This window comes from Streptomyces sp. NPDC093109, assembly GCF_040701725.1.
In the GTDB taxonomy this organism is placed as follows: Bacteria; Actinomycetota; Actinomycetes; order Streptomycetales; family Streptomycetaceae; genus Streptomyces.
On record NZ_JBFBEZ010000005.1, the window covers coordinates 171,230 to 195,194 of the forward strand.

General features: G+C 70.5%; 21 protein-coding genes and 1 tRNA gene. 16 read left to right on the forward strand and 6 right to left on the reverse strand.

The genetic code is table 11. The features are described 5' to 3' along the window. Positions 1-108: 108 nt before the first annotated feature. The 9 genes from AB0389_RS07770 to glmS all read left to right on the forward strand — a co-directional run bounded on the left by AB0389_RS07770 (position 109) and on the right by glmS (position 10,698). Positions 109-1,143, forward strand: a complete 1,035-nt coding sequence (locus AB0389_RS07770) for an ABC transporter substrate-binding protein (protein WP_366394427.1) — start codon at positions 109-111, stop codon at positions 1,141-1,143. 4 nt (positions 1,144-1,147) lie between these two features. Next, entirely contained in the window at positions 1,148-1,972 is an 825-nt protein-coding gene (locus AB0389_RS07775; protein ID WP_366394428.1) for a siderophore-interacting protein, read from the forward strand. Between the two features lie 241 nt (positions 1,973-2,213). After that, positions 2,214-3,656 carry an aspartate aminotransferase family protein gene (locus tag AB0389_RS07780; RefSeq protein WP_366394429.1) on the forward strand — a complete coding sequence of 481 codons (1,443 nt, stop codon included), beginning with the start codon at positions 2,214-2,216 and terminating at the stop codon, positions 3,654-3,656. After that, entirely contained in the window at positions 3,640-4,950 is a 1,311-nt protein-coding gene (locus AB0389_RS07785) for a lysine N(6)-hydroxylase/L-ornithine N(5)-oxygenase family protein (protein WP_366394430.1), read from the forward strand. Before AB0389_RS07780 ends, AB0389_RS07785 begins: the two co-directional genes overlap by 17 nt. Further along, on the forward strand, positions 4,947-5,567 hold the full coding sequence (locus AB0389_RS07790) for a GNAT family N-acetyltransferase (RefSeq protein ID WP_366394431.1): 621 nt from the start codon (positions 4,947-4,949) through the stop codon (positions 5,565-5,567). Before AB0389_RS07785 ends, AB0389_RS07790 begins: the two co-directional genes overlap by 4 nt. Then, positions 5,564-7,402, forward strand: coding sequence for an IucA/IucC family siderophore biosynthesis protein (locus AB0389_RS07795; protein WP_366394432.1), 1,839 nt, complete (start codon positions 5,564-5,566; stop codon positions 7,400-7,402). Before AB0389_RS07790 ends, AB0389_RS07795 begins: the two co-directional genes overlap by 4 nt. A gap of 66 nt (positions 7,403-7,468) precedes the next feature. Continuing rightward, the gene (locus AB0389_RS07800; RefSeq protein ID WP_366394433.1) at positions 7,469-8,440 is read left to right on the forward strand and encodes a DUF4429 domain-containing protein; all 972 of its coding nucleotides are present in this window, start codon (positions 7,469-7,471) and stop codon (positions 8,438-8,440) included. Between the two features lie 88 nt (positions 8,441-8,528). Further along, the gene (locus AB0389_RS07805; protein WP_114659361.1) at positions 8,529-8,804 is read left to right on the forward strand and encodes a hypothetical protein; all 276 of its coding nucleotides are present in this window, start codon (positions 8,529-8,531) and stop codon (positions 8,802-8,804) included. A gap of 64 nt (positions 8,805-8,868) precedes the next feature. After that, positions 8,869-10,698, forward strand: a complete 1,830-nt coding sequence (glmS, locus tag AB0389_RS07810) for a glutamine--fructose-6-phosphate transaminase (isomerizing) (protein WP_366394434.1) — start codon at positions 8,869-8,871, stop codon at positions 10,696-10,698. A 161-nt stretch (positions 10,699-10,859) separates the two neighbouring features. Here glmS and AB0389_RS07815 read toward each other — a convergent pair whose 3' ends face one another. Together AB0389_RS07815 and AB0389_RS07820 are read right to left on the reverse strand one after the other, a co-directional pair. After that, positions 10,860-11,450, reverse strand: a complete 591-nt coding sequence (locus AB0389_RS07815; RefSeq protein ID WP_366394435.1) for a GPR1/FUN34/YaaH family transporter — start codon at positions 11,448-11,450, stop codon at positions 10,860-10,862. A 216-nt stretch (positions 11,451-11,666) separates the two neighbouring features. Next, on the reverse strand, positions 11,667-12,188 hold the full coding sequence (locus AB0389_RS07820) for a universal stress protein (protein WP_114665031.1): 522 nt from the start codon (positions 12,186-12,188) through the stop codon (positions 11,667-11,669). Between the two features lie 1,022 nt (positions 12,189-13,210). Here AB0389_RS07820 and AB0389_RS07825 point away from each other — a divergent pair. The 3 genes from AB0389_RS07825 (at position 13,211) to AB0389_RS07835 (ending at position 15,186) form a co-directional block, all read left to right on the forward strand. Continuing rightward, the gene (locus tag AB0389_RS07825) at positions 13,211-14,428 is read left to right on the forward strand and encodes a helix-turn-helix domain-containing protein (RefSeq protein ID WP_366394436.1); all 1,218 of its coding nucleotides are present in this window, start codon (positions 13,211-13,213) and stop codon (positions 14,426-14,428) included. Between the two features lie 10 nt (positions 14,429-14,438). Further along, on the forward strand, positions 14,439-15,041 hold the full coding sequence (gene orn, locus AB0389_RS07830; RefSeq protein ID WP_366394437.1) for an oligoribonuclease: 603 nt from the start codon (positions 14,439-14,441) through the stop codon (positions 15,039-15,041). Between the two features lie 72 nt (positions 15,042-15,113). Continuing rightward, positions 15,114-15,186 (forward strand) — tRNA-His (locus AB0389_RS07835). 108 nt (positions 15,187-15,294) lie between these two features. Here AB0389_RS07835 and AB0389_RS07840 read toward each other — a convergent pair. Then, a complete protein-coding gene (locus tag AB0389_RS07840) occupies positions 15,295-16,344 on the reverse strand; it encodes a LacI family DNA-binding transcriptional regulator (RefSeq protein ID WP_366394438.1) in 1,050 nt (349 codons plus the stop codon). Positions 16,345-16,612: 268 nt separating this feature from the next. Here AB0389_RS07840 and AB0389_RS07845 point away from each other — a divergent pair, with 268 nt between their 5' ends. The 4 genes from AB0389_RS07845 (at position 16,613) to AB0389_RS07860 (ending at position 21,456) form a co-directional block, all read left to right on the forward strand. After that, complete coding sequence (locus AB0389_RS07845) at positions 16,613-17,959, forward strand: ABC transporter substrate-binding protein (protein WP_366394439.1); 1,347 nt, start codon at positions 16,613-16,615, stop codon at positions 17,957-17,959. Between the two features lie 3 nt (positions 17,960-17,962). Beyond that, complete coding sequence (locus tag AB0389_RS07850) at positions 17,963-18,964, forward strand: sugar ABC transporter permease (protein WP_366394440.1); 1,002 nt, start codon at positions 17,963-17,965, stop codon at positions 18,962-18,964. A gap of 9 nt (positions 18,965-18,973) precedes the next feature. Then, a complete protein-coding gene (locus AB0389_RS07855) occupies positions 18,974-19,900 on the forward strand; it encodes a carbohydrate ABC transporter permease (protein ID WP_366394441.1) in 927 nt (308 codons plus the stop codon). A gap of 146 nt (positions 19,901-20,046) precedes the next feature. Beyond that, positions 20,047-21,456, forward strand: coding sequence for a GH1 family beta-glucosidase (locus tag AB0389_RS07860; RefSeq protein ID WP_366394442.1), 1,410 nt, complete (start codon positions 20,047-20,049; stop codon positions 21,454-21,456). A 9-nt stretch (positions 21,457-21,465) separates the two neighbouring features. On the opposite strand, the gene AB0389_RS07865 is transcribed toward AB0389_RS07860, so the two are convergent. The 3 genes from AB0389_RS07865 to AB0389_RS07875 form a co-directional block, all read right to left on the reverse strand. Continuing rightward, complete coding sequence (locus tag AB0389_RS07865; RefSeq protein WP_366394443.1) at positions 21,466-21,600, reverse strand: hypothetical protein; 135 nt, start codon at positions 21,598-21,600, stop codon at positions 21,466-21,468. 185 nt (positions 21,601-21,785) lie between these two features. After that, entirely contained in the window at positions 21,786-23,213 is a 1,428-nt protein-coding gene (locus AB0389_RS07870) for a HAMP domain-containing sensor histidine kinase (protein ID WP_366394444.1), read from the reverse strand. Continuing rightward, the gene (locus AB0389_RS07875; protein ID WP_366394445.1) at positions 23,210-23,947 is read right to left on the reverse strand and encodes a response regulator transcription factor; all 738 of its coding nucleotides are present in this window, start codon (positions 23,945-23,947) and stop codon (positions 23,210-23,212) included. The genes AB0389_RS07870 and AB0389_RS07875 overlap by 4 nt, the downstream gene beginning before the upstream one ends. Positions 23,948-23,965: the final 18 nt, after the last annotated feature.

The following is a 23,965-nucleotide window of genomic DNA, read 5'->3' on the forward strand; positions in this document are numbered from 1 at the left end:
GAGGTCCGGTTCCGAGGCGCTCTGGGCGAGATGGTGAGGTTAGGCTAACCTACCCTCGAACCGCCCACCGGCCGGATATCTGACCTGTACGCCAGAGAGCTGATCATCATGCGCGAGACCCGAGTGTCCCATCTCACCCGTCGTGGCCTGCTGGCCGCGGGCGGCGCCGCCGGCCTCGGTGCCGCGCTCGCCGCCTGCGGGGGCGGCAAAGACTCGACGAGCGGCTCGGGTTCGGCCAAGGAAGCCACCACTTCCGGCCCCTGGTCCTTCGAGGACGACCGCGGGGTGACCGCGAAGGCGAGCCGCACCCCCGAGAACATCGTCGCCTTCACGGGCACGGCCGCCGCACTGCACGACTACGGCGTCGCGGTGAAGGGCGTCTTCGGCCCGACGAAGACGGCCGACGGCAAGCCCGACGTCCAGGCCGGCGACCTCGACATCACCAAGGTCAAGATCCTCGGCAATGTCTGGGGCGAGTTCAACGTCGAGGAGTACGCGGCGCTCGCCCCCGATCTCCTGGTGACCGCGATGTGGGCGAAGGACGCGCTCTGGTACGTGCCGGACGCGTCCCGGGCGAAGATCCTCAAGCTCGCCCCGAGCGTCGCCCTGTGGGCCGCCGAGACGACGATGCCCAAGGCGATCCAGCGCCACGCCGAACTGGCCGCGGCCCTCGGCGGCGACCTCGGCACGGCCAAGGTCGCGGACGCCAAGGCGCGCTTCGAGAAGGCCGCCGAGCGGCTGCGCCAGGCCGCCAAGGCCAACCCCGGCATCAAGGTGCTGATCGGCTCGGCCAGCCAGGACCTGTTCTACGTCTCGCCCGCGAAGGTGTCCCCCGACACCCGCTACTTCCAGAGCCTGGGTGTGGAGTTCGTCGAGCCGAAGGTCGACGCCCAGGGCTTCTTCGAGAGCCTGAGCTGGGAGAACGCCGACAAGTACGACGCCGATCTCATCATGATGGACAACCGCACCTCGGCCATCCAGCCCAGCGCGCTGACGTCCAAGCCGACCTGGAAGACGCTGCCCGCCGTCAAGGCGGGACAGGTCATCCCCCGGACCACCGAGCCCATCTACTCCTACGACAAGTGCGCCCCGATCCTTGAAGATCTGGCCCAGGCCATCGAGACCGCGAAGAAGGTCGGCTGACCCCATGAAGACGGCTACCGAGACCGCCCCGTTCGGTTTCTTCTCCCTCCAGGTCGCGCGGACGAGGCGGCTCGGTCCGTCCATGACCCGGATCACCTTCGCGGGCCCGGACCTCGCCCGCTTCACCTCGGCCGGCCGGGACCAGAGCCTCTCGCTCTTCCTCCCCCACCCCGGCCAGGACGAGCCCGTCGTCCCGGTCGAGGAGGGCGACGACTGGTTCACCGCGTTCCGGGCGCTGCCCGAGGACGTCCGGGCCGTGATGCGCTCGTACACCCTGCGCGAGGAGCGGCACGACCCGGACGAGATCGACATCGACTTCGCCCTGCACGCCGACGGCGGACCCGCCTGCCGCTGGGCGGAACGGGCCGCGGCCGGGGACCGGGTGCTGCTGCTGGGGCCGGTCGTGACGGACAACACCGGCGTACGGTTCCGGCCGCCGGCCGACGCCGACTCGGTGCTGATCTGGGCCGACGAGACGGCGCTGCCCGCCGCGGCGGCGATCCTCAAGACGCTCCCCGCCCATCTGACGGCCGATGTCTGGCTGGAGGTCCCGCACGCCGGCGACCGTCGGCCGCTGCCCACCGCCGCCGACGCCAGAATCACCTGGCTGATACAGGACGAGGGCGCGCCCCGCTCGCTGGACGCCGTACGGGCCGCGGAGCCGCGCGGCGGCAGCCCGTACGCCTGGATCGCCGGGGAGTCGGGGACGGTCAAGGAGCTGCGCCGCCATCTGGTGCGCGAGCGTGAACTCGACCGCCGGCGCGTCACGTTCGTCGGGTACTGGCGGCGCGGGCTGAGCGAGGATCAGTTCCGCGCGGCGGCGGTCTGACCGGCCGCCGCCCCGTCACCGCGCCCCGCCGTGTCGCCGGCGTCGTCGCCGTCCGCCCGCCGTGTCGCCGTCGCTTTGCGCAACGCACGCGTTACATGCGCGACCCCTGAGGGATATGAGTCACACCGCGACGCCATTGAGTAACGAAGTTAGGTTAGGCTAGCCTTACTTCCAGGCCGTGCCTTCGCCCCTCACTCCTGTCCTGAGGGCGCGGCAAACCCCCACATCCGGGAGGACCTTGATGCGTGCGCACCTGCTCAATGACACGACGGCGGAGCGCTACCGACGCTCCGTCACCGAAGGAGTCGAGCGGGTGGCGGCCCAACTCGCCGCTACGAAAAGGCCGTTCAGCGGGGTGACACCCGACGCGCTGGCCCCCGTGGTCGCCGCCGTCGACCTCGACCAGCCTCTCGGCGACGCCTCGGCCGCCCTGGACGAACTGGAGCGCGTCTATCTGCGGGACGCGGTCTACTTCCACCACCCGCGTTACCTCGCCCACCTCAACTGCCCGGTCGTCATACCCGCCGTCCTCGGCGAGGCCGTGCTCACCGCCGTCAACTCCTCCCTCGACACCTGGGACCAGAGCGCCGGCGGCACCCTCATCGAGCGCAAACTGATCGACTGGACGACCGCCCGCATCGGCCTCGGCGGCGCCGCCGACGGCGTCTTCACCAGCGGCGGTACGCAGTCCAACCTCCAGGCCCTGCTGCTCGCCCGCGAGGAGGCCAAGGCCGACGAGCTGACGAAACTGCGCGTGTTCGCCTCCGAGTGCAGCCACTTCAGCGTCCAGAAGTCGGCCACCCTGCTCGGGCTCGGCCCCGACGCCGTCGTCTCCGTCCCCTGCGACCGCGAGAAGCGCATGCAGACCGTCGCCCTCGCCGCCGAGCTGGAGCGCTGCCGCGCCGAGGGACTGACCCCGATGGCCGTCGTCGCCACCGCGGGCACCACCGACTTCGGCTCCATCGACCCGCTGCCTGAGATCGCCGCGCTCTGCGCCCAGTACGGCACCTGGATGCACGTCGACGCCGCGTACGGCTGCGGGCTGCTCGCCTCCCCCACCCGGCGCGCCCTCCTCGACGGCATCGAGCACGCCGACTCCGTCACCGTCGACTACCACAAGTCCTTCTTCCAGCCGGTGAGTTCCTCGGCCGTGCTGGTACGGGACGGCGCCACGCTGCGGCACGCCACGTACCACGCGGACTACCTCAACCCGCGCCGTACGATCGAGGAGCGCATCCCCAACCAGGTCGACAAGTCCCTCCAGACGACCCGCCGCTTCGACGCGCTCAAGCTCTGGATGACCCTGCGCGTCATGGGCGCGGACGGCATCGGTGAACTCTTCGACGAGGTATGCGACCTGGCCGCCGAGGGCTGGCAGGTGCTCGCCGCCGACCCGCGCTACGACGTCGTCGTGGAGCCCAGTCTCTCCACCCTCGTCTTCCGCTACATCCCCGGGCGCATCACCAGCCCCACCGAGATCGACCGGGCCAATCTCCACGCCCGCAAGGCGCTCTTCGCCTCCGGTGAGGCCGTGGTGGCCGGGACGTCCGTCGGCGGCCGGCAGTACCTCAAGTTCACGCTGCTCAACCCCGAGACCACCGTGCGGGACATCACCGCCGTCCTCGATCTCATCGCCGGCCACGCCGAGCAGTACCTGGGAGAGAACCTTGTCCACGCGTCCTGACCACCGCGCGCCGCACGCGATCCACGACTTCGTCGGCATCGGTCTCGGCCCGTTCAACCTCGGTCTCGCCTGCCTGACCGAGCCCATCGGTGAACTCGACGGGATCTTCCTGGAGTCGAAACCCGACTTCGAGTGGCACTCCGGGATGTTCCTGGAGGGCGCCCACCTCCAGACCCCGTTCCTCTCCGACCTGGTCACCCTGGCCGACCCGACCTCGCCGTACTCCTTCCTCAACTACCTGAAGGAGTCCGGGCGGCTGTACTCGTTCTACATCCGCGAGAACTTCTATCCGCTGCGCGTCGAGTACAACGACTACTGCCGCTGGGCCGCCGCGAAACTCTCCAACGTGCGCTTCAACCGGACGGTGACCTCCGTCTCGTACGACGAGAGCGCCGAGCTGTACGAGATCACCACCGCGGAGGAGACCTACCGCGCCCGGCGCCTCGTGCTCGGCACCGGCACCCCGCCGTACGTACCGGACTCCTGCCGGGAGCTCGGCGGTGACTTCCTGCACAACTCCCGCTATGTCCAGGGCAAGGCGGAGCTCCAGAAAAAGGACTCCATCACCCTCGTCGGCAGCGGGCAGAGCGCGGCGGAGATCTACTACGACCTGCTCTCCGAGATCGACGTCCACGGCTACCGGCTGAACTGGATCACCCGTTCGGCCCGGTTCTTCCCGCTCGAATACACCAAGCTCACGCTGGAGATGACCTCCCCGGAGTACATCGACTACTTCCACGCGCTGCCGGAGGCCACCCGCTACCGGCTGGAGGCCGGCCAGAAGGGCCTGTTCAAGGGCATCGACTCGGAGCTGATCAACGAGATCTTCGATCTGCTCTACCAGAAGAACCTCAAGGGCCCGGTGCCCACGCGGCTGATCGCCAACACCGCGCTGCACTCGGCCTCGTACGACGCCGGGAACGGCACGTACACGCTGGGGCTGCGCCAGGAGGAGCAGGAGCGGGACTTCTCGCTCACCAGCCAGGGGCTGGTCCTCGCCACCGGGTACAAGTACGTCGCCCCGGCGTTCCTGGCGCCGGTCGCGGACCGGCTGCGCCTGGACGGGCAGGGCCGCTTCGACGTCGCGCGCAACTACAGCATCGACACGACCGGGCGCGGGGTCTTCCTCCAGAACGCCGGCGTGCACACGCACAGCATCACGTCGCCCGATCTGGGTATGGGCCCGTACCGCAACGCGTACATCATCGCCGAGCTGCTGGGCCGCGAGTACTACCCGGTCGAGAAGGCCATCGCGTTCCAGGAGTTCTCCGCCCCGGAAGGCAATGTCGTATGAACGACCGCATCCTGTTCGCCCGCGCCGACGAGCGGCTCGGCCGTTTCGAGGTCCGCGCGGTGGATCCGTTCCGCGACGCGGAGCTGCTGCACAGCTGGGTCACCCACCCCAAGGCCGCGTACTGGCTGATGCAGGACGCCACGCTGCCCGATGTCGAGCGCGAGTACATGTCGATCGCCGCCGCAGGGAACCACGACGCATTCATCGGACTGCACGAGGGCCGGCCCGCGTTCCTCATCGAGCGCTACGACCCGGCGGAGGTGGAGCTGAAGGGCCTGTACGACGCCCTGCCCGGCGACATCGGCATGCACTTCCTGGTCGCGCCGGTCGATCAGGACCGGCGGCTGCACGGCTTCACGCGTGCGGTGATCACCACGGTGATGGCGCTGCTCTTCGACGATCCGGCCGTACGGCGGGTGGTCGTCGAGCCCGACGTACGGAACACGGCCGTCCACGCCCTCAATGAGGCCGTCGGATTCACGGTCGTGGAGCGGCTCGCCAAGCCGGAGAAGGACGCGCTGCTGAGCGTGTGTACGCGTGAGATGTTCCAGTCCGCGGTGTCCGCGGCCCAAGCCACCGCGACCGCGACCGCGACCGCACAAGGAGTCACCCGATGAGCCGCCCCACCGCCGCCGCAGGCACCACCCCGAGCGCCGCCGACATCACTGACAGCGTCGCCCATCTGACCCCGGAGCTGTGGGACCGCGCGGGCCGGCTGCTGATCCGCAAAGCGCTCGCGGAGTTCTCCCACGAGCGCATCCTGACCCCGGAGCCGCTGCCCGGCGAGGACGGCCGCTACCGCGTCCTCAGCGACGACAGCGCCACCGAGTACCGCTTCACCGCCCGCCGGTTCGCCCTCGACCACTGGGCGATACCCGCCGAGTCGGTCGAGCGCCACCGCGGTGACGAGGAACTGCCGCTGGACGCGCTGGACTTCTTCATCGAGCTGCGCGACACGCTCGGGCTCTCCGCCGGGATCCTGCCGGTCTATCTGGAGGAGATCTCCTCCACGCTGGCGGGGACCGCGTACAAACTCACCAAGAAGCCCGTGACCTCGGCGGAGCTGGCCACCGCCGGCTTCCAGGAGATCGAGACGGGGATGACCGAGGGCCACCCCTGCTTCGTCGCCAACAACGGCCGGCTCGGCTTCGGCGTCGACGAGTACCGCGCGTACGCCCCCGAGACCGCCAGCCCCGTCCGGCTGGTCTGGCTCGCGGCCCGCCGCGACCGCGCCACCTTCACCGCGGGCGCCGGGCTCGACCACGCCTCCCTGATGCGCGAGGAGCTGTCCGAGGAGACCCGGGAGCGGTTCGACGGGGTGCTGCGCGGGCAGGGCCTCGACCCGGACGACTTCCTGCTGATCCCGGTGCACCCCTGGCAGTGGTGGAACAAACTGTCCGTGACCTTCGCCGCCGAGCTGGGCCGCCGCTATCTGGTCTGCCTCGGCGAGGGCGACGACAGCTATCTCGCGCAGCAGTCGATCCGTACGTTCTTCAACAAGAGCGACCCGTCGAAGCACTACGTGAAAACCGCGCTGTCCGTCCTCAACATGGGCTTCATGCGCGGCCTGTCCGCCGCGTACATGGAGGCCACCCCGGCGATCAACGACTGGCTCGCCGGGCTGATCGAGAGCGACGCCGTCCTGCGCGCGGCCCGGTTCTCGATCATCCGGGAGCGGGCGGCCGTCGGCTACCACCACCGCCAGTACGAGGCCGCCACCGCCAAGGGCTCCCCGTACCTGAAAATGCTGGCCGCGCTCTGGCGCGAGAGCCCGGTGCCCTCGCTCCGGGGGCGCGAGCGGCTCTCCACGATGGCGTCGCTGCTCCATGTCGACCGGGAGGGCGGCTCGTTCGCGGGCGCGCTGATCGCCGAGTCGGGGCTGGCGCCGGCGGAGTGGCTGCGCGGCTATCTGGACGCGTACCTCGTACCGGTGCTGCACTCGTTCTACGCGTACGACCTGGTCTTCATGCCGCACGGCGAGAACGTCATCCTGGTCATCGAGGACGGCGCCGTCCGGCGGGCGATCTTCAAGGACATCGCCGAGGAGATCGCGGTGATGGACCCGGGCGCGGTGCTGCCGCCGAAGGTCGAGCGCATCCGCGCGGACGTCCCCGAGGACATGAAACTCCTGTCGGTCTTCACGGATGTCTTCGACTGCTTCTTCCGCTTCCTGAGCGCGGAGCTGGTGGCGGACGGGACGCTCGCCGACGAGGAGACGTTCTGGCGGGCGGTCGCGGACTGCGTCAGGCGCTACCAGGCGTCGGTGCCGCAGCTCGCGGCGAAGTTCGAGCAGTACGACCTGTTCGCGGGCGAGTTCGCGCTGTCCTGCCTCAACCGGCTCCAGCTGCGCAACAACGAGCAGATGGTCGACATCGCCGACCCGGCGGGGGCGCTCCAGCTCGTGGGCCATCTCACCAACCCGATCGCGCGGTTCGCCGACGCGGCGGCATGAGCCGGGCGGGCGGCGGGGGTTTGGCAGAGCCCCCGCCGCCCGCTCTTGTGATGAAAGAATCGTCGTATGGCGGAAATCATCCAGAAGGACGGCACCTGGACCTTCGACGGGGACGCGATCCGTATCGTCCCCGGCAGGGACAAGGGCGTCAGCCCGCTCCGCGCCACCGTCGGTGAGATCGTCGTACCGCTGACTGCCGTGGCGGGCATCTCCTTCGAGGCGGGGCGCAAGTCCGGGCGGCTGCGGCTGCGCCTGCGGGACGGCGCGGACCCGCTGCTCCAGATCGCGGCCGGCCGGCTGGGCGATGCCTCGGATCCGTACCGGCTGACCGTGGAGGGCGACCGCGCGGGCGTCGCCGAGTATCTGGTGGACGAGATACGCAACGCCCTGCTGCTCGGCGAGGTGGAGTCAGGACCGGTGGACCGCTATCTGCTGCCGGGGCCCGCGCTGCCGATCACGGTGGGCGCGGGCGACGCGACCGTCACCTTCGACGGGGAGCGGATCAGGCTGGAGTGGAACTGGAAGACGGAGACCTCCAAGTCCTCCGGCGGCCCCCGGGTCCTGGCGCTGGGCGAGGTGCGGGCGGTGGAGTGGCAGCCGAGCGCCGGGCTGGAGAACGGGTATCTGCGGTTCCGGACGGGCCCGGCGCCGGTCACCGTACCGCCGAAGTACGACCCGAACGCGGTGGAGCTGTGGGGCTTCAAGAAGGATCCGCTGATGGCGCTGGTCGGGGCGGCGGTGCTGGCGCGGCTGCCGCACCCGTCGGCTCAGACACCGGCTCAGACACCGGCTCAGGCACCGGCGAAAGCGGCGGCGGAAGCGGCGGCTCCGGCCGCCCTGGAGTACGCGCCGACGTCCGCGCCGGCACCTGAACCCGCTACCGCCCCCGCCCCGGCGCCCGCGCCCGTCCCGGCCGGTGGGGATGATCATGACGCCCTGCTGCGCCGGCTGCGGGAGCTGGGCGAGCTGCATCAGTCCGGGGTACTGACGGCGGACGAGTTCACCGCCGCCAAACAGGCCGTGCTGAAGCGGCTCTGACCGCCTCCCCGAGTGACTCTCTCCTCATTCCTGCCCGATTCCGGGCAGGAATCTTGCGAATGTCCGGCTTCCCCAGCAATATCAACGGGTGCTCGAACGCCGCCCGTCGTACGACGACCTCATCGACCACCTGGTCCGCTCCACCGCGCTCCACCGCGGTGAGGCCGCCCGGGTCGTGCTCGACGTGCTGGCGTACTTCGACGAGACGACCGAGGAGTTCGTCCGCCGCCGCCACCGGGAGATGCAGTCCGGCGGGGGCACGAACGCGGAGATCTTCGAACGGATCGCCGCCGAACTGCCGCACCGCGCGGTGGCGCCCCCGGAGCTCTCGCTCCGGCAGCTGCGCCGCATCGTCTACGGCTGAGGCGACGACCGAGGCGCGAAGCGCCGCCGGGCACACACCATTCATCAGGAGGGGCAGAGACCGTATGTGCGGAATTGTCGGATACATCGGTAAGCGGGACGTGGCACCACTGCTGCTGGAGGGGCTCCAGAGGCTGGAGTACCGGGGGTACGACTCGGCGGGCATCGCCATCACCTCCAAGCCGGCCGCGGGAAAGACCGCCACGCTGAAGACGGTCAAGGCCAAGGGCCGCGTCCGCGAGCTGGAGGCCCGGGTCCCCAAGCGCTTCGCCGGCACCACCGGTATCGCGCACACCCGCTGGGCCACGCACGGCGCCCCGAGCGACGAGAACGCCCACCCGCATCTGGACCACGACGGCAAGGTCGCCCTCGTCCACAACGGCATCATCGACAACGCCTCCGCGCTGCGCGTGAAGCTGGAGGCGGACGGGGTGGTGTTCCTCTCCGAGACCGACACCGAGGTGCTGACGCATCTCATCGCCCGCTCCCAGGCCCCGACGCTGGAGGAGAAGGTCCGCCAGGCCCTCCAGCTGATCGAGGGCACGTACGGCATCGCCGTGCTGCACGCCGACTTCCCCGACCGTATCGTCGTCGCCCGCAACGGCTCCCCGGTCGTCCTCGGCATCGGCGAGAAGGAGATGTTCGTCGCCTCCGACGTGGCGGCGCTGGTCTCCCACACCCGCCAGGTCGTGACGCTGGACGACGGCGAGATGGCCACGCTGAAGGCCGACGACTTCCGTACGTACACGACCGAGGGCTCGACCACCTCGGCCACGCCGACCACCGTGGAGTGGGAGGCCGAGTCGTACGACATGGGCGGCCACGACACGTACATGCACAAGGAGATCTCCGAGCAGCCCGACGCCGTGGACCGGGTGCTGCGCGGCCGGATCGACGACCGGTTCTCCACCGTGCACCTCGGCGGGCTCAATCTGGACGCGCGCGAGGCGCGGGGCGTGCGCCGGATCAAGATCCTGGGCTGCGGCACCTCGTACCACGCGGGTCTGATCGGCGCGCAGCTGATCGAGGAGCTGGCCCGGATCCCCGCGGACGCCGAGCCGGCCTCCGAGTTCCGCTACCGCAACCCGGTCGTGGACCCCGACACGCTCTATGTCGCGGTCTCCCAGTCCGGCGAGACGTACGACGTGCTGGCGGCCGTGCAGGAGCTGAAGCGCAAGGGCGCCCGGGTGCTGGGCGTGGTCAATGTCGTCGGCTCGGCGATCGCCCGGGAGACCGACGGCGGTGTGTACGTGCACGCCGGTCCCGAGGTCTGTGTCGTCTCCACCAAGTGCTTCACCAACACCGTGGTCTCCTTCGCGCTGCTCGCGCTGCACCTGGGCCGGATCCGCGATCTGTCCGTCGCCGACGGCAAGCGGATCATCGCGGGGCTGCGCAGGCTGCCGGAGCAGATCTCCGAGATCCTGGCGACGGAGAGCGACATCGAGAAGCTGGCCGCGCAGTACGCCGAGGCCAGTTCGATGATGTTCATCGGCCGGGTGCGCGGCTATCCGGTGGCGCTGGAGGCGTCGCTGAAGCTCAAGGAGATCTCGTACATCCACGCCGAGGCGTACCCAGCCTCGGAGCTGAAGCACGGTCCGCTGGCGCTGATCGAGCCGGCGCTGCCGACGGTCGCGATCGTCCCCGACGACGATCTGCTGGAGAAGAACCGGGCGGCGCTGGAGGAGATCAAGGCGCGCAGCGGTCCGATCCTGGCCGTGGCGCACCAGGAGCAGGAGAAGGCCGACCACACGATCGTCGTGCCGAAGAACGAGACCGAGCTGGACCCGATCCTGATGGGCATCCCGCTCCAACTGCTGGCCTACCACACGGCGCTGGCGCTGGGCCGGGACATCGACAAGCCCCGTAACCTCGCGAAGTCCGTGACGGTCGAGTAGCCGGAACCTCCGGGGGCCGAGACCCCCGCGAGACCCCCTCGGTGAGGGATGAGAGCGCCTCCAGCGCGTGCCACCCGTCGCGCTGGAGGCGCTCCCCGGAGGGGGCCGGTGCTTGCCCGGGCACCGGCCCCGGGGCCGGCTGCCGCGTGCCCCTTCGGGCACTATCCGGTGGCCGTCACGCCCCGGTCGGCAGCACGACGCGGGAGCAGCCGGCGCGGCACCGCGGTCGGCCAGTGCGCGAGCGCGGCCGTCGCTCCGTACCAGGAGGCGAGGCCCGCCACGGCCGCGATCCAGCCCGCGACCTTGAAGAGCACCGTGGACTCGCCGAACAGCGCGATCGCTATCAGCAGCAGCGCGACGGTGAACAGGCCGTACGCCGCCTGGAAGAGCCGTCCGGCACCCCCGGCGCCCAGGGTCAGGCTGAACGCCAGCAGGGCCCACAGGAGGACGAAGAGCCCCGCCGCGTTCGCGGACACGAGATCGCCGGAGCTGATCGCCCAGATGAACCAGAAGGCACCGAAGCCGGCGAAGGCGGTGCCGGTGGACGTGTCGCCCGTCCGCAGGGCGAGCAGCCCGGCGAGGAAGAGCGTCCCGCCGCCGAGGTAGAGCGCGAGGGGCAGGCTGGTGGCCGCCACGACGCCGTCGATGGCGCGTGTCTGGCCGAGGCCGAAGGCCAGCAGGGTGAGTCCGAGGGCGAGATGACCGAGAACCGAGGTCGAGGTGGTGCTTCCCGCGGAGACGTCTTTGTCCACGGCGGGCTCCCTTCGTGATGCGCGGTGTACCGAGTCCCAGCGACCGTTATGTACCCTTCACAAGCGCGCAATCCACCTCTACGCGTGAGTAAATTCACTTAAGAAGTACGGGAGTTGACAGAGGTTGACGGGAGACGCAGCCCTTCCGTCAGTTCCGGTCCGCCGGTCCGCCAGCCCGGTCCGCCAGTCCTGTCCGCCAGTTCCAGGGGGACGGTGTTACGGAATGACCACCACGGGCCGCCGCGCCCGGCGCGCGAGCCGGCCCGCGACCGAGCCGAAGATCCGTCCGACGATGCCGTGCGTGGACCCGACGACGATCGCGTCGGCCGAGTACTCCTGGCCGACCTCTTCCAGTTCGTGACAGATGTCACCACCGCGCTCGACCAGGATCCAGGGCACCTCGGCGAGGTAGTCGGCGCAGGCCAGCTCCAGGCCGAGGACTTCGGTGCGGTGGTCGGGCACGTCCACGAAGACGGGGGGCTCACAGCCCGCCCAGACCGTGGTCGGGAGCCGGTTGGCGACATGGACGATGATCAGGCCGGAACCGAGCCGTCTGGCCATGCCGATCGCGTAGGCCAGCGCCCGTTCGCTGGACATCGAGCCGTCGAAGCCGACGACAACTCCGTGCATGAAGGCGGGATCGCAGGAGGCGTGGGTCTGCGCCGCAGGCCGTAGCTCCGACAAAGGGTCGGCTACGCGCTCGCGGTCTGCGGGTTCTGGGATTTCGTGACCGGCCATGGGTGTCTCGGCGAAGAGGTCCTCGTGAAAGATCAACGGGGGCGTGACGGACGGATGGAGCTGTGTCCGGGAATCATCTTCCCAAGCCCATACCCCGAAGGGTACGGCGACACTCCTCTCATGCCCAGAGCCGGGCGTCCCACACCCGGCATTTCAGGGGAGCATGCACGAGGCGGGGCCGGATCGCAATGGCGGGTGGCCCCTACAGCCGTCGGGGCGGAGTGACCGTACTGTTCCCCTTCTGGTTGGCCGTCGGCCATCTCGCAGCCCCCAGGGAGCCCCCGTGTCCGCCGAGCCCGCCCCACCGCCCGCCCGGGCCCCCGCCGGCCACTCGCCGGGCCGTGGGACCCACGTGGCCCGCCAGGACCCTCCCGCGGCGCCCGTGGCGGCCCCTGAGGGCCCCCGGAGGGCCGGGAGGCGGACCGGGCGGACCACGGGCCTCCCGGAGCGGCACGCGGCCGTACGCGGGTTCAAGCCCGCCTGGTCGCGCTCCCACGCGCCGGAGGCGCCGCCGTACCCGCCGTGCCGAACGTCCAGAAGTCGCCAATCCGGCGTCGGGCACCGGGGCGGGCGCGGAAGCGGACAGGGGCGCGCCCCGGCTCGCACGCACGCGAGAGGAGTGCGCCGGGGGGCTCAGGGCGCCCCCAAGACACACCCATCACTTTTCAGCCAACTTCGCACTTGAGCAGAACCTTTGGTGAAATGGCCTGCCAACCCCCTTGCCACCAGGCAAGAAAGGACCGTTACCGTCGTCCGCACCCTACGGGGACGGGCCATGCGCGTGAGGCCCACTTCCACTCTCGGCTTCCGAGTGGAACGCTTCGTGATCGAATGCTTCGCGCCAAGTTGCCTTGTCGACATAGCGCCGGTTGGGGAACTTGTCACGCCGGCACCACGGAACACAGTAGATTCGATCATGAGTATCGACGGCTGGGGACCCGTGCAAAACCGAGGGGAATCGTGCAGGAGCGAAAGGCCCGACAAGAACGGGGAGACGCGAACACCGAGGGGGGCTTAGCACCATGAGCCAGGACTCCACTGCCGCACCGGAGTCAGTACGGAAGCTTTCCGGGCGTCGACGCCGGGAAGTCGTCGCCGTGCTGCTCTTCAGCGGCGGCCCCATCTTCGAGAGCTCCATCCCGCTCTCCGTGTTCGGAATCGACCGCCAGGATGCCGGGGTTCCCCGCTACCGCCTGCTCGTCTGCGGCGGGGAGGACGGACCGCTGCGGACCACCGGCGGCCTCGAACTCACGGCGCCGTACGGACTGGAGGCGGTCAGCAGGGCCGGCACGGTCGTCGTACCGGCCTGGCGGTCGATCACATCACCGCCACCACCGGAAGCGCTCGACGCGCTGCGCCGTGCCCATGAGGAGGGTGCCAGAATCGTCGGTCTGTGCACCGGTGCGTTCGTGCTCGCCGCGGCCGGCCTGCTGGACGGCCGCCCGGCGACGACGCACTGGATGTACGCGCCGACGCTCGCCAAGCGCTATCCGTCCGTACACGTGGATCCGCGAGAGCTGTTCGTCGATGACGGAGATGTACTCACGTCCGCCGGCACGGCGGCCGGAATCGATCTGTGCCTGCATATAGTCCGGACGGATCACGGCGCGGAGGCCGCGAGCGCGCTCGCGCGCCGACTCGTCGTACCGCCCCGGCGCGGCAGCGGTCAGGAGCGCTATCTGGACAGGTCTTTACCAGAGGAAATCGGCTCCGACCCGCTCGCCGAGGTCGTCGCCTGGGCGCTGGAGCATCTGCACGAGCAGTTCGACGTGGAGACGCTCGCGGCCCGCGCGTACATGAGCCGCCGGACCTTCGACCGGCGGTTCAGATCGCTCACCGGGAGCGCGCCGCTCCAGTGGCTGATCACCCAGCGGGTGCTTCAGGCACAGCGGCTGCTGGAGACCTCCGACTACTCGGTCGACGAGGTCGCGGGCCGCTGCGGCTTCCGCTCCCCGGTGGCGCTGCGCGGTCACTTCCGGCGGCAGCTCGGCTCGTCCCCCGCGGCCTACCGGTCCGCGTACCGGGCCAGGCGTCCGCAGGGCGAGCCCATGTCGCAGGGGGGCATGGATCCGGTCGTACCGGCCCAGGCGTCCCCGCACTCCCGGCGGACGGCGGCTTCCGGCGCCCCGGGGCACGGACCGGCCCCGTCGGCGCTCCCGGAGCACCCGAAAGCGAGTTCCGACATGTACGTGACAGGTTCGGGCCGTCCGAGTCTGCCCGGCCAGCGGAGCGCACCGTAGGGTAAGGCGCATGAACGATCGAATGGTGTGGATCGACTGCGAGATGACCGGGCTCTCGTTGACGGACGACGCACTCATCGAGGTGGCCGCGCTGGTCACCGACTCGGAACTGAACGTGCTCGGTGAAGGGGTGGACATCGTGATCCGCCCGCCGGACGCGGCGCTGGAGACCATGCCCGAGGTGGTGCGGCAGATGCACACCACCTCGGGGCTCCTCGACGAGCTGGCGGGCGGCACCACGCTCGCGGCCGCCGAGGAGCAGGTCCTGGCGTACGTACGCCAGCACGTGAAGGAGCCGGGCAGGGCGCCGCTCTGCGGCAACACGGTCGGCACCGACCGCGGCTTCCTGCTGCGCGACATGGGGACGCTGGAGAGCTACCTGCACTACCGCATCGTCGATGTCTCCTCGATCAAGGAGCTGGCCCGCCGCTGGTACCCCCGGGCCTACTTCAACAGCCCGGAGAAGAGCGGCAACCACCGCGCTCTCGCCGACATCCGCGAATCCATCGCGGAGCTGCGCTACTACCGCGAGGCCGTCTTCGTACCCCAGCCGGGCCCGGACTCGGACACGGCGAAGCAGATCGCCGCGAAGCACGTGCTGCGCGAGGTCTGAAAGGCTGGTGCGAGCACCCTTTCAGACCCTGTACACTTTTTCTCGGCCGGTCAGGGAAAAAGACCGGGCATGGTGGGTATAGCTCAGCTGGTAGAGCACCTGGTTGTGGTCCAGGATGTCGCGGGTTCAAGTCCCGTTACTCACCCTTGAAGGATGAAGGCCCGGCCCGCGGAAAGCGGACCGGGCCTTCATCGTGTGCGGCCATGTGCGGCCGTGTACGGCACCCTCCGCGCCGCCCGGTGTTTCTGCGTTTCTACGACGACTCCCGCACCACCAGCTCCGTCGGCAGCACGATGTGGCGCGGACCCGGCTCCTCCGCCAGCGCCGACAGGACCAGTTCGGCCATCGCGCGGCCCATCTGCTCGATCGGCTGGCGGACGCTGGTCAGCGGCGGGTCCATGTGACGGGCCACCGCCGAGTCGTCGAAGCCGATGAGGGCCACGTCGTCCGGGGTGCGGCGGCCGGCCGCGCGGAGGGTCTGGCGGGCGCCCGCGGCCATGACGTCGGAGGCGGCGAAGACCGCGTCCAGGTCCGGGTGGCGGGCCAGCAGACCGGCCATGGCGCGCCTGCCGCCCTCCTCCGTGAAGTCGCCCACGGCGATCAGGCCGGGCTCCGGGGCGTGGCCCGCCTCGGCGAGGGCACGGCGGTAGCCGTCGAGGCGGCAGGCCGCGCCGTACACCTCCAGCCGGCCGGTGATCGTCCCGATGGTGCGGCGCCCGCGGGCGAGCAGGTGGGCCACGGCCGTACGGGCCCCCTCGGCGTTGTCGGAGTCGACGGACGGCAGCGGTTCGGCCGCCGAGCGGGGGCCGCTGATGACCGTCGGGATGCCGATGCCCGCCAGCAGCTCGGGCAGCGGGTCGTCGGCGCGTACGGAGACGAGGAGCGCGCCGTCGGCGCGGTGCGCGGCGAGGTACTGGGCCAGCCTGCGCCGCTCGCGCGCGCCGCCGGCGAAGGTCAGGAGCAGCTGCATCCCGGAGTCCGTGAGGGCGTCGCCGATGCCGCCGACGATGCCCGAGAAGTACGGCTCGGCGAAGAACCGGGTCTCCGGTTCGGGAACGACCAGGGCGATCACATCGCCGCGGTTCGCGGCGAGCGCGCGGGCCGCGCGGTTCGGTACGTACCCCAGCTCCGCGACCGCCGCCTCGACCACGGCCCTGGTGCGCTCACTGACGCGCGGGGATCCGTTGATCACCCGGGAGACCGTGCCGCGGCCGACACCGGCGCGTGCGGCGACCTCCTCCAGCGTGGGCGGTCTCCCGTCCCGCGTTTTCCCTTCCCGCGAGCGCGCTCCACGTGATGTCATGTCCGCCTCCACACCCTGGACCCACGGGTCCGCCCCCGTCGTTCAACCCACAAATGGATAAAGGAGTCAGCTCCCGCCGCCCGGTCCCTTGACACCCCCACAGGGACGGGCGACCCTTCAACACATCACACATGGGAGCGCTCCCACCGTACCCGACCCATACATGCCCCGCACGTGGCCCGACCGCGCCGGACCCCCCTCCAGCAGCGGACGCAGCACGCAGCAGTCGGCCGGAGTCCGGCCCGTCGGTGCACTCAGGAGGACGTCAATGCGTACACGTACTCGTTCGTCATACCGGGTGGTGGTCCTCATGGCCGTCGCCGCCTTAGGAGCCGGAGTCCTCTCCGGCTGCTCGAAGGACAGTGACGAACCCTCCGACGGCGCTACGAGCGCCACGAGCGGTGGCGGGGGCAGCGAGAAGGGCAAGACCACGCTCACGGTGGGGCTCTTCGGTGCCTTCGGATACCAGGAGGCCGGGCTCTACGACGACTACATGAAGCTCAACCCGGACATCGTCATCAAGCAGACGACGATCGAGCGGAACGAGAACTACTACCCGCCGCTCCTCACCCACCTCGGCACCGGCAGCGGGCTCGCCGACATCCAGGGCGTCGAGATCGCCAATATCAACGAGGTCACCAGCACCCAGGCCGACAAGCTGATGGACCTCGGCAAGGCGCCGGGCGTGCAGAAGGACAGCTTCCTGCCCTGGAAGTGGGGGCAGGCCACCAACGCGGCCGGCAAGACCATCGGGCTCGGCACCGACATCGGCCCCCAGGGCATCTGCTACCGCAAGGACCTCTTCGCCAAGGCCGGGCTGCCCACGGACCGCGACGAGGTCAGCAAGCTGTGGGCCGGCGACTGGCAGAAGTACCTGGACACGGGGAAGCGGTTCCAGGCCAAGGCGCCCAGCGGGGTGTCCTTCGTGGACGCGGCCGGCGGGGTGCTGAACGCCATCCTCGGCGGCAGCCCTGACCGGTTCTACGACAAGAGCGGCAAGATCATCTACAAGACCAACCCGGGCGTGCGCGAGGCCTGGGACACCGCCGCGGGCTTCGCCGAGGCCGGACTGAGCGCCAAGCTCCAGCAGTTCACCCCGGCCTGGAACTCGGGCTACGCCAACAGCAAGTTCGCCACCGTGGCCTGCCCGCCGTGGATGCTCGGCTACATCCAGGACAAGGCGGGCGCCGCCGGCAAGGACAAGTGGGACGTGGCCGCCACGCCCACGCCGAGCAACTGGGGCGGGGCCTTCCTCACCGTGCCCGAGGCGGGCAAGAACAAGGAAGAGGCCGCCAAGCTCGCCGCCTGGCTGACCGCTCCCGAGCAGCAGGCCACGCTCTTCACCAAGCGCGCCAGCTTCCCCAGCTCACAGGGCGCGTACGCGCTGCCCGCCGTGAAGGACGCCAAGCACGAGTACTTCGACAACGCGCCCATCGGGGAGATCTTCATCAAGGCGGCCCAGGACATGCCGGTCCAGATCCTCGGCCCGAAGGACTCGATCATCCAGCAGAACCTGTCGGACATCGGCATGCTCCAGGTCGACCAGAAGGGCAAGTCCTCCAAGGACGGCTGGAACGCCGCCGTGAAGGCGATCGACAACGCGCTGGACCAGTGACCGATGACCACGGACGCACCCGCCGCGCCCTCCGAGAAGGAGGGCGCGGCCCCCGCCCCCGACACGGACGCCATCCTCCGGGAGGAGCGCCGCCGGGAGCGGCGCAGCCGCTGGTACCGCCGCGATGTGCGGTGGAGCCCGTACGCGCTCGTCGCCCCGTTCTTCGTCTTCTTCCTGGCCTTCGGGCTCTTCCCGCTCCTCTACACCGGCTGGGCCTCGCTGCACCGGGTGGAGCTGACGGCGCCCACCGACATGGAGTGGGTGGGGCTGCGGAACTTCTCGCGGCTGCTGAGTGACGAGTTCTTCTGGAACGCGCTGCGCAACACCCTGACCATCGGGGTGATCTCGACCGTTCCCCAGCTGCTGATGGCGCTGGCCATCGCCCATATGCTCAACTACCGGCTGCGCGGCTCGATGTTCTTCCGGGTCGCGGTCCTCACCCCGTACGCCACCTCGGTGGCCGCCGCGACGCTCGTCTTCGTCCTGCTCTTCGGACGTGACTACGGGATGATCAACTGGGCGCTGGACATGGTCGGCATCGACCCGGTCGACTGGCAGAACGGCACCTGGACCTCCCAGTTCGCCGTCTCCACGATCGTCATCTGGCGCTGGACCGGCTACAACGCGCTGATCTATCTGGCGGCGATGCAGTCGATCCCCGACGATCTGTACGAGTCGGCGGCGCTGGACGGGGCCTCGCGCTGGCAGCAGTTCCTGCACGTGACCATTCCGTCGCTGCGGCCGACGATCCTGTTCACGGTCGTGGTCTCGACGATCGGGGCGACCCAGCTCTTCGGTGAGCCGCTGCTGTTCAACGGCTCGGCGGGCGCGAACGGCGGGTCCGACCACCAGTTCCAGACGCTGGGTCTCTACCTGTACGAGCAGGGCTGGGTGAATCTGCATCTCGGCCGGGCCTCGGCGATCGCCTGGACGATGTTCCTGATCCTGCTGCTGATCGGCGCGGTGAACTGGCTCGTCAGCCGTCGTCTGCGCAAGAGCTCGTAGAGGAGACACATGTCGACGACGACTTCGCGGCCCCCGGTCCTCGGCGGGAAGCAGGGCGAGAGCGAGAAGGGCGGCGGGCGCGGCAGGGTCCGTAAGGGCTCCAAGGGCGCGGGCCGCCAGCTGCACGGCGGGAAGCTCACCTATGCCGTGCTGGCCGTCTTCACCGTCGGTTCCCTCTTTCCGCTGGTGTGGACGGCGATCGCCGCGTCCCGCAACAACACCCGACTCGCCCAGACGCCTCCGCCGTTCTGGTTCGGCGGGAACCTCTTCAAGAACCTGGAGATCGCCTGGACCGACGCCAACATGGGGACGGCGCTGTTCAACACGACTCTGGTGGCCGGGTCCATCTCCGCCGGTACGGTCCTCTTCTCCACGCTCGCCGGTTTCGCCTTCGCCAAGCTGCGCTTCCGGTTCCAGAACGTACTGCTGCTGATGGTGATCGGCACGATGATGGTGCCGCCGCAGCTCAGCGTCGTACCGCTCTACATGATGGTCGCCAAGCTGTCGTGGACCGATCAGCTCCAGGCCGTCATCCTGCCCACCCTGGTCAGCGCCTTCGGGGTGTTCTTCATGCGGCAGTACCTGCTCGGCGCGCTGCCCGCCGAGCTGATCGAGGCGGCGCGCGTGGACGGCGCGAGCAGCTGGCGCGTCGTGTGGCACGTCGTCTTCCCCGCCGCGCGGCCCGCGATGGCCGTGCTGGGGATGCTCACCTTCGTCATGGCCTGGAACGACTTCTTCTGGCCCATCATCGCGCTGACGCAGAACGGCAGCCCCACCGTGCAGGTGGCGCTGACCGGGCTCGGCCGCGGCTATATCCCGGACCAGTCGGTGATCATGGCCGGCGCGCTGCTGGGCACGCTGCCGCTGCTGATCGCGTTCGTGCTGTTCGGCAAGCACATCGTCGGCGGGATCATGCAGGGAGCGGTCAAGGGCTGAGCCGTACGGCGGCGCCCGCCCGCACCGCCGCGTCCGCTCACGCCCCGCCGTCCGTCCGCACCCCGCCCTCCCCTGTGCCGCGTCCCGTGGACGGACGCGGCATGTGCGCATCACCCCCCATCCCTACGGTCATTGGGAGCTGCAACATGTCCGACACCTTTCCGGCGGGCTTCCTCTGGGGCACCGCCACAGCCGCCTACCAGATCGAGGGCGCGCCCCAGGAGGACGGCCGTACCCCGTCCATCTGGGACACGTTCAGCCATACGCCCGGCAAGACCGAGGGCGGCGCGACCGGCGACATCGCCGTCGACCACTACCACCGCCGGGCCGAGGACGTCCGGCTGATGGCCGACCTCGGGCTCAACGCGTACCGCTTCTCGGTCTCCTGGCCGCGCGTCCAGCCCACCGGCCGTGGGCCCGCCGTCCAGCGCGGGCTGGACTTCTACCGCGGGCTCGTCGACGATCTGCTCGGCCACGGCATCGAGCCCGTCCTCACCCTGTACCACTGGGACCTGCCGCAGGAGCTGGAGGCGGCGGGCGGCTGGCCCGAGCGCGAGACCGCGTACCGCTTCGCGGAGTACGCGCGCCTGGTCGGTGAGGCGCTGGGCGACCGGGTACGCCGCTGGACGACCCTCAACGAGCCCTGGTGCAGCGCCTTCCTGGGGTACGGCTCCGGGGTGCACGCCCCCGGCAGGACGGACCCCCTGGCCGCCCTGCGCGCCGCCCACCACCTCAACCTCGGCCACGGTCTCGCGACCCAGGCGCTGCGCTCGGTGCTCCCGGCGGACAGCCAGGTCTCCGTGAGCCTCAACCCGTCGTGCGTACGGGCCCGTACGCAGTCGCCCGGCGACCTGGACGCGCGCCGCCGGATCGACGCCCTCGCGAACCGGGTCTTCAGCGGGCCGATGCTGAGCGGCGCGTACCCCGAGGACCTCTTCGCGGACACCGCGCGCCTCACCGACTGGTCCTTCGTCCAGAGCGGCGACGAGGCGCTCTGCAAGCAGCCGCTGGACTCGCTGGGCATCAACTACTACACGCCCGCGGTGGTCTCGGCGTCCACCGACCCGACCGCCGAGCGCCACGACGGACACGGGGCGAGCGACCACTCCCCCTGGCCGGGCGTCGACTCGATCGCCTTCCACCAGCCGCCCGGCGAACTGACCGAGATGGGCTGGTCGGTGGATCCGACCGGGATGTACGAGCTGCTCATGCGCTACTCCCGGGAGGCGCCGGGCGTGCCGCTGCAGATCACCGAAAGCGGCGCCGCGTACGACGACAAGCCGGACGCCGACGGCGTGGTCCACGACCCGGAGCGGATCCGCTATCTGCACTCCCATCTGTCGGCGGTACGGCGGGCGATGAACGACGGCGCGGATGTCCGTGGCTACTTCCTCTGGTCGCTCCTGGACAACTTCGAGTGGGCGTACGGCTACACCAAGCGCTTCGGCGTGGTCCGCGTCGACTTCGACACCCAGCGCCGCACCCCGAAGTCCAGCGCCCAGTGGTACGCGCAGCTGGCCGCCACGGGCGTCCTGCCGGACGTACCGCTCGGCTGACGCGGGCCGTCAGTTCTTGACCGTGCCGGTCTGCCGGTCGGACGCGCCGACACTCGTCGGCGCGTCCGGCGCGGCGGCGAGGAGCACGCCTCCGCCGAGCACGAGCGTTACGGCTATAGCGGCGAACACGCGTCGTACGGTCACAGCGAGCCTCCCCCGAGTACGGCGACGGGGTACGTCCCCCGTCGCTCTGTACCGGTATGCCCACGGGGCCGGGCCGGTGAACCGCGCCGGCGGACCTTGGCGACTTCTCGCCATCACGTCGTCGCGTCGTTTCGTCGTCGCGTCGTCGCGTCGTCGCGTCGTCGCGTCGTCGCGTCGTCGCGTCTTCAGGCTTTGGCCGCCGCGCGCCCGCGCCACGGCCACCGGCCCTGGCCCCTGCCCCGGCCCCGGCCCCGCAAGCGGTGGCCCACGCGCCGGACGTCGGCGCCGAGGTCGCCGTGCAGGCCGATCCAGACCCGGATCTCGGTGCCGCCGAGGACCGAGCGGCCGATGCGCACATCGCCGCCCGTCGACTCGGCGACCCGGCGCGCGATGTCGAGGCCGAGGCCGGTGGAGCCGTCACGGCCACCGCTGTTGCCCCGGGCGAGCGCGGCCTCGGGGTCGGCGATGCCGGGTCCCGCGTCGGAGACGAGGACGATGACGGCGTCGTCGCCGTTGTGGACGTCGACGGCGAACGCCGTGCCCTCCGGGGTGTGGCGGAAGACATTGCCGAGCAACGCGTCGAGCGCGGCGGCGAGTTCGGCGCGTACGACCGGGATACGTACCGGCCGGTCGACACCCGCGAGGCGTACCGTACGGCCCTCGTCCTCCGCCAGCGCCGACCAGAAGTCCATCCGCTCCCGGACGACCTCGGAGACGTCGCAGCCGCCGGCGGGTCCGGCCGCGACCGTTTTCGGGGTGGTCTCGCGGGCGGTGCGGATGATCGTGTCGACCTCGCGCTCCAGCTGGGCGACCGCCGCCCTGGTCTGGTCGGCGGCCGGCCCCTCGCCCAGCGAGGCGGCGTTGAGGCGGAGCACGGTGAGGGGGGTACGGAGGCGGTGCGAGAGGTCGGCGGCGAGTTCGCGTTCGTTGGCGAGGAGCCCGACGACCTGGTCGGCCATCGAGTTGAAGGCGAGCGCGGCGGACCGCAGTTCGGCGGGCCCCTCCTCCGGGACCCGTACGCCGAGCTTCCCCTCGCCGAGCGCGTGCGCCGCGCCCGCGAGCCGCCGCGCGGGGCGCACCATCCGTACGCCGAGCCGGTCGGCGACCGCGACCGACCCGGCGATCAGGGCGAGACCGACGCCCGCGAGGACCAGCCAGGCGGTGGTGACCCCGTTGGTGACCTCGTCCCGGGGCACATGGATCTCGACGACCGCGATCCGGCCGGAGCCGAGGGCGATCGGCTGGAGCAGCACGGAGCCGCCCGGCGCCCCGGCGGTGGCGGCGCGCGGCACGCGCTGGACGGTGCGCAGGTCCTTGGCGGCGGCCCGGGTCGTACCGATCTCCAGCGCGGGTTCCGACCCGTCGGCCGCCGCCGGGACATGGACCGCCATCCGCCCGGCGGCCCCGGCCTGGGTGGAGGCCATCGCCCGCTCCAGGGCGCCCCGTTCGGTGGTGATGGAGAGGGTGGGGCCGATCGCGGCGGCCTGCCGCTCGGCGTTGGTCAGGGCCCGGTCCCGAGCCATCTCCTTGACCACCAGCCCGAGGGGGACGGCGAAGGCCACGACGACCATCACCGTCGCGGCGAGAGCCACCTTGACCAGGGCCCATCTCATACGGGCGGCTCCAGAACCGGCGGCTCCGGTACGGGCCCGTGCGCCGGCGCCGGCGGCTCCAGCTTCACCCCGACACCGCGCAGCGTGTGCAGATAGCGCGGGCGCGCCGCCGTCTCCCCCAGCTTCCGCCGCAGCCAGGAGAGATGGACGTCGATGGTCTGGTCGTCGCCGTACGACTGCTGCCACACCTCGGCGAGCAGCTCCTTGCGCGGTACGACGACCCCGGGGCGCCCGGCGAGATACGCCAGCAGGTCGAACTCCCGGCGGGTCAGATCCAGCCGTCCGCCGTCCAGTTCGGCCTGACGGCGCAGCGGATCGATGGCGAGCCCGCCGACCCGGAGCACGCGCGGGGAGGCCCCCGGTTCGGTGGCGGCGCGTGCCCTGCGCAGTACGGCGGCCATCCGGGCCGACAGGTGCTCGACGGAGAACGGCTTGGTGAGGTAGTCGTCGGCGCCGTCGTTGAGCAGCCGTACGATCTCCGTCTCGTCGTCGCGCGCGGTGGCGACGATCACAGGGACGTCGGTGATGCCGCGCAGCATCTTCAGCGCCTCCGACCCGTCGAGATCGGGCAGTCCGAGGTCGAGGATGACCACGTCGAACCGGAAGTGGGCGACTTCACGCAGCGCCTCCAGGGCCGTTCCGACGCTGCGCACGGTGTGCCCGGCCTCGGTCAGATGCCGGATGAGGGCGGAGCGTACGAACTGGTCGTCCTCGACGACGAGCACACGGGGCATGGGCGGCACCGTACGCCA